Source organism: Streptomyces himastatinicus ATCC 53653 (assembly GCF_000158915.1).
GTDB lineage: Bacteria > Actinomycetota > Actinomycetes > Streptomycetales > Streptomycetaceae > Streptomyces > Streptomyces himastatinicus.
Genome location: NZ_GG657754.1, coordinates 6,305,142 through 6,310,422, shown reverse-complemented (window position 1 = coordinate 6,310,422; position 5,281 = coordinate 6,305,142). Strand labels below are relative to the sequence as shown.

Here is a 5,281-nt window from a genome sequence, read left to right as displayed (position 1 = left end):
CCCGCCCCTTCCCGAACCGGGGCTCCGCCCCGTCCCCCGCCGGGGCTACGCCCCTGGCCCCCAGGTCCTGGGCGGCTGCCCCGGGATTCGGACGAGGGGCCAGCCCCATACCGGAGGCTGCGCCCCTAGAGGTGTCCGCAAAGTCGCGTCGGATCAGCCTGCGGCGACAGGGGGCACCTCCCAGCGGTAGCTGGGGGCGCGTGCGATCGCAAGGCGGAGGGTCGCCCTCGCGGGGGCACCTCCCGGACGGAGTCTCGGGGCGGGCCTACTCGGGTGATCCCGACAACGCAGCGAGAGGGGGCACCTCCCAGCGGTAGCTGAGGGAGCGTGCCAGGCGTCGCGGGCCCGGCGGGACTTTGCGGACACCCCCTCAGGCCCAGGTCGCGGCGCTCGCCCCGCCCACGGGACGGGGCCGCAATCCCGGGGCCCGGGCAGCCCCGCGCCGGAGGCTGGCCCCGTCCTGATCCAGTGGCACCTCCGGCCGCTGTCCTCCGCCGGGCCCGCGCCCCTGGGCCCGGCGGAGTGCTGGCCCCCGCCCTCAGGCCCGAGGCTGCCCGTGGGCCCCCGGGCCCTGGGTGGCTCCCCCCCTGCGCCCCATCGCGACGTTCCGCCCTCGCCCTCAAGCCGGGCCTGTGCCCAGATCCGGTGGGCGGGGCTCCGCCTGCCGGACCCCACCGGACCCCGCCGGGGCTGCGCCCCGGGGCCTGTCGCTGAGCTCGTTCTCGGCACCGGGTCATGGGGGGTGCGGCCGGAGTTCCGGCGAGGGGTGTTGCGCGGCGCCAGGCTGCGCCTCCGATTGCCGGAGGCTGCGCCCCGGTCCCCGCATCCGTTCCTATGCGGTGGGGCTGCCCTCCGCGTGCCCTGCCCCCTTCGTTCCTGGGGCCGCGCCCCGGGCTGTGCCACCGCCGGGTGGGGCGGCGGGGTGTGGGCGGGCCTCCGGGCTCCGACGGCGGCGGGTCGTCTGGGTGCGGGGCAGGGGGGGACGGTTGCGGCCGTAGTGCGATCGCCCCGGCCTTTGGGCTCGGGGGTCAGGTTGTGGCTGGGCGGAGGATGTCTGGTTCCAGGTAGATCACTCGGGCGATCGGGACCGCCTCGCGGATGCGGGCTTCCGCTGCGTCGATCGCGCGGGCGACGTCGGCCGCGCTGTCGTCGTGCTGGACCGCGATCTTGGCGGCTACCAGGAGTTCCTCGGGGCCCAGGTGGAGGGTGCGCATGTGGATCAGGCCCGTGACGGTCTGGCCGTCGACGACCGCTTCGCGGATCTTGACGACCTGGTCGACGTCGGCCGCCTCGCCCAGCAGGAGGGACTTCGTCTCGGCCGCGAGGACGAGGGCGATCAGGACCAGCAGGACACCGATGCACATGGTGCCGATGCCGTCCCAGATGCCGTTGCCGGTGAGGATGGCGAGGCCGACGCCGCCGAGGGCGAGGACGAGGCCGACCAGGGCGCCGAGGTCCTCCAGGAGGACGACGGGCAGCTCGGGGGCCTTGGCTCGGCGGACGAACTGGGACCAGTTCAGTTTGCCGCGGACCTCGTTGGACTCCTTGATGGCCGTACGGAACGAGAAGCCCTCGGCGATGATCGCGAAGACGAGCACGCCGACCGGCCAGTACCAGGCCTCCAGCTCATGCGGGTGCTTGATCTTCTCGTAGCCCTCGTACAGCGCGAAGACGCCACCGATGGTGAACAGCACGATGGAGACGAGGAAGCCGTAGATGTAGCGCTCTCGGCCGTAGCCGAAGGGGTGCTCGGGGGTCGCCGCGCGCTTGGCCTGTTTGCCGCCGAGGAGCAGCAGTCCCTGGTTGCCCGAGTCGGCCAGCGAGTGCACGCCTTCGGCGAGCATCGACGACGAGCCGCTGAAGGCGAACGCCACGAACTTGGCTGCGGCGATGGCCAGGTTGGCGCCCAGTGCGGCAACGATCGCCTTGGTTCCGCCTGATGCACTCATATGTGCCGAATGTCCCTTCCAGACTCATGGCAGTTTTGCTTGAGCTTTACTACCGTCACGGCGGGCCATTGTTCCAGCCCTCCGCGGGAGCCTGACGTCAGGCGGTCAGTGTGGCCCGGAACACAGTGCCGTCGCCGCTCACGGTGACCTCCTCGCCCGCCCTCACGAAGGCGGATTCGCCGCGTACCAGCCGTAGTTCATCGTCACCGCGGAGCGAAACCTCGCCCGCGACGCACAGCAGGATCTGCGGGCCGGAGGAGGGGAGGCCGCGAGGTGCGGCGCCCTCGGCCAGGACGTAGCGGGAGAGCCGGAACTCGTCGATCGGGGTGGTGTACAGCTCCTCGCCGGAGGGGTCCTCCTCGGGGCGCAGTACGGCCGGGGCGTCGCTCTCGAAGCGGACGATGCGGAGCAGCTCGGGGACGTCGACGTGCTTGGGGGTGAGACCGCAGCGCAGCACGTTGTCGGAGTTGGCCATGATCTCGACGCCGAGTCCGTCGAGGTAGGCGTGCGGGACGCCCGCGCCCAGGTAGAGCGCCTCACCGGGCTGAAGCGTCACGAAGTTGAGCAGCATCGCGGCGATCACGCCGGGGTCGCCCGGGTAGTGCCGGGCGATGGTGGCGTACGCCGCGTACGCCGGGGCGTGCGGGCCGTCGAGTGCGCCCAGCCGTTCGGCGGCGGCCGCGGCCTGGTGCACGGTCTCGGCGATCGCCTCGCGGTCGGCGGTCAGCACGGCCGTCAGCACCTCGCGCAGGGCGTGCGACTCGGGGTGGGCGTGCAGGATGTCGACGTACGGCTTGAGCGAGTCGACCTCAAGTCCGGCCAGCAGCGCGGCGGCCTCGTCGGGGTCGCGGAAGCCGCACAGCCCGTCGAACGGCGTGAGGGCGCAGATCAGCTCGGGCTTGTGGTTGGCGTCCTTGTAGTTGCGGTGCGGGGCGTCCACCGGGACGCCGCGGGCCTCCTCGTCCGCGAAGCCCTCCTTCGCCTGCGCGAGGTCCGGATGGACCTGGAGGGAGAGCGGCGAGGCCGCGGCGAGCACCTTGAGGAGGAACGGCAGCCGCGGCCCGAAGGCCCGTACGGCGCCCGCGCCCAGCTCGCGCTCCGGATCGGCCGCGATCACGTCGGACAGCGCGACGGAGCCCTCGCCGCGGTCGAGGCGGGACGGCGCCCCGGGGTGCGCGCCCATCCACATCTCGGCCTGCGGCTCGCCGGTCGGCGGGGTGCCCAGCAGCTCGGGGATGGCGGTGAGGGAGCCCCAGGCGTAGGGGCGCACGGTGTTGACGAGGCGGTCCATGCGGTGCGGTTCCTGACTGTCCGGGCGATGGGATGCCGATTTCCGGCACGGGCTTCCGGCGCGGGCCGCTCATGGCCGCGCGTACGGCCTCAAGTTCTATCCGCCGAAGCAAGCGCGAGGTAAACGGCGGCGAAATCCGTGATGGCGAGAAGTTCGGCCGCGCGCTCCAGCGGACTTCCCTCGTCCGGTTCCAGCTCGCTGAACGCTGTCTCGTGCGCCAGCGCGAGTTCACGGGCCGCCGGGACGGCCGAGACGGGGCCCACCGGCTCGTCGTGCAGCAGCACGATCCGGGCGCGCAGCGCCTCCGGCTCCTCCACGCGGTCGCGGAAGAAGTCATCCGGGTCGGCCCCGCCCGCGAAGGACCCCGCCAGCAGCGTGCCGTGTGCGGCCAGCGCGCCGGGTAGATCGGCGGGGAGCGCGGGGCGCCCGGCGAGCGCCGCGAGCAGCCCCGCGAAACGCCGTCCGGCCGCGGCGGCCACCGGGCCCTCCGTCCACAGCAGCGGAAGCGACTCGGACAACTCGGCCGCGAGCGTCTTCGCGGGGTTGGTGTACGTGGCGATGGCCGGCCCGCAGCGCTCGGCCACCCGGTCCAGCCGGTCCGCCACCTGCTGGAGCGCGGCGGGCGGCGCGGAGATCAGGCCGATCCGGTCGACGAGCATGAGCAGCGGGGTGAGCAGCGCCCACAGCGTGCCGGGCAGGGCGGGGCCGGTGACCTCGTCCGGTGCGGTGCCGGGCGGCTCTATGTGCGGCGGAGTGGTGTGGTGGGGGTACCCGCCTGAGGGGGCTGGCTCGCCCAGTGCGCCTTCGGGGGGCGGGCCCTGGGGGCTGTCCTCCGGCCACGCTTCCGGCCCGGCTTCGGAGCGGGCTTCGGAGCGGGTGGGGGCGGTTGTGTACGGGGGCGCGTCGGGTGGGGCCGGGCTGCTGCCGGGCGGGCCGTACGAGGACGTGGCCAGCGGCACCATCAGGCCGCGCGCCTGCGCCACCGCGCCCGCCAGCGGCGAGTGCCCCGGGGCCACCGCGACCAGCGCGCAGCCCCGGCGGTACGCCTGCTCCACGAGGCGCGGCAGACCCGGCTCCGTACCGTCCGGCGTCGCGATGACCAGCAGGTCCAGCGGGCTCGCCCAGCCGGGCAGCGCCCAGCGCAGCGCGCCGGGGGCCGGTGCGACGCCGGTCGGGCCGATCAGGCTCACCGGGATGTTGCCGCCGCTGAGCGCGCCGAGGAGGTCGGCGGTGCAGCTTCCCGCCGCCCCCGGGCCCGCGACCAGGACGGCGCGCGGCCGTCCGTCCGGCTTCAGGTCCGCGACGCCCGCCTCGGCGGCGTGCCTCGCTGCGGTACGGACCCTGGCGCCGGATTCCGCGGCCCCGCGCAGCAGCCCGCGGGTATCGGCCCGGGCGAGGGCCTCTGGGGCGTCGAGGAGGGATTCGTCGAGCATGGAGCTACGGCCTCCGATCGCCGTGGGCGGGGCGGTGCGGGCTGGGTGCGGCGTGCGTCGCGTGTGCGTGGCGTCGTGCGTGGCGTCTTGCGTCGCGTCGTCGGGCGTCGTCCGCCGCCGTCAGGCCGGGCGGCGCGCCTCGTCCACGAGCAGGACCGGGATGCCCTCCCGAACGGGGTACGCCAGACCGCAACCCTTGCCGTCCGTGCACACCAGCTCGGGGGTCTCCTCGGCCTCTTCCTCGCGGAGCGGGGCGTGGCACGCCGGGCAGGCGAGAATCTCCAGAAGACCGGCTTCGAGCGGCATGGGGTGTCCCTTCGGATGTGGTCCAGCCGGACGTGGGTCCGGCGTGGTCAGGGTACCGCCGGGGGTGGCTTCGCCGCGGGCGGTGGGCCAGGCCGGGGCGGCCGCTTGGGCCGCGGGTGGGGGGCACTTTCCCCACCCCGCCCCTTCCCGAAACCGGGGCTCCGCCCCGGACCCCGCTCCTCAAACGCCGGAGGGGCTGGGGGTGGGGCATCTCCGCCTCGGGCCCCGCGCCTCGAACACCGAAAGGGGCTGGAGGTTACGCCCGGAGGGGCTGGGGCCTCTCGGGGGTGGGTCCCTGTGGG

Annotated in this window: 4 protein-coding genes; all 4 read right to left on the bottom strand. The window is 74.5% G+C overall.

The window, feature by feature from the left end; all coding sequences use genetic code 11:
* Positions 1–1,028: 1,028 nt before the first annotated feature.
* On the bottom strand, positions 1,029–1,949 hold the full coding sequence (locus SSOG_RS26895) for a cation diffusion facilitator family transporter (protein ID WP_009717414.1): 921 nt from the start codon (positions 1,947–1,949) through the stop codon (positions 1,029–1,031).
* 97 nt (positions 1,950–2,046) lie between these two features.
* A complete protein-coding gene (gene manA / locus SSOG_RS26890) occupies positions 2,047–3,240 on the bottom strand; it encodes a mannose-6-phosphate isomerase, class I (RefSeq protein WP_009717413.1) in 1,194 nt (397 codons plus the stop codon).
* An 89-nt stretch (positions 3,241–3,329) separates the two neighbouring features.
* Complete coding sequence (locus SSOG_RS26885; protein WP_009717412.1) at positions 3,330–4,673, bottom strand: SIS domain-containing protein; 1,344 nt, start codon at positions 4,671–4,673, stop codon at positions 3,330–3,332.
* A gap of 120 nt (positions 4,674–4,793) precedes the next feature.
* Positions 4,794–4,979, bottom strand: coding sequence for a Trm112 family protein (locus SSOG_RS26880; RefSeq protein WP_009717411.1), 186 nt, complete (start codon positions 4,977–4,979; stop codon positions 4,794–4,796).
* Positions 4,980–5,281: the final 302 nt, after the last annotated feature.

Bases quoted from the DNA above. Each gene is read 5' to 3' on its own strand.
- SSOG_RS26880 (WP_009717411.1), bottom strand. From the start codon at position 4,979: ATGCCGCTCGAAGCCGGTCTTCTGGAGATTCTCGCCTGCCCGGCGTGC.
- manA (WP_009717413.1), bottom strand. From the start codon at position 3,240: ATGGACCGCCTCGTCAACACCGTGCGCCCCTACGCCTGGGGCTCCCTC.
- SSOG_RS26895 (WP_009717414.1), bottom strand. From the start codon at position 1,949: ATGAGTGCATCAGGCGGAACCAAGGCGATCGTTGCCGCACTGGGCGCC.
- SSOG_RS26885 (WP_009717412.1), bottom strand. From the start codon at position 4,673: ATGCTCGACGAATCCCTCCTCGACGCCCCAGAGGCCCTCGCCCGGGCC.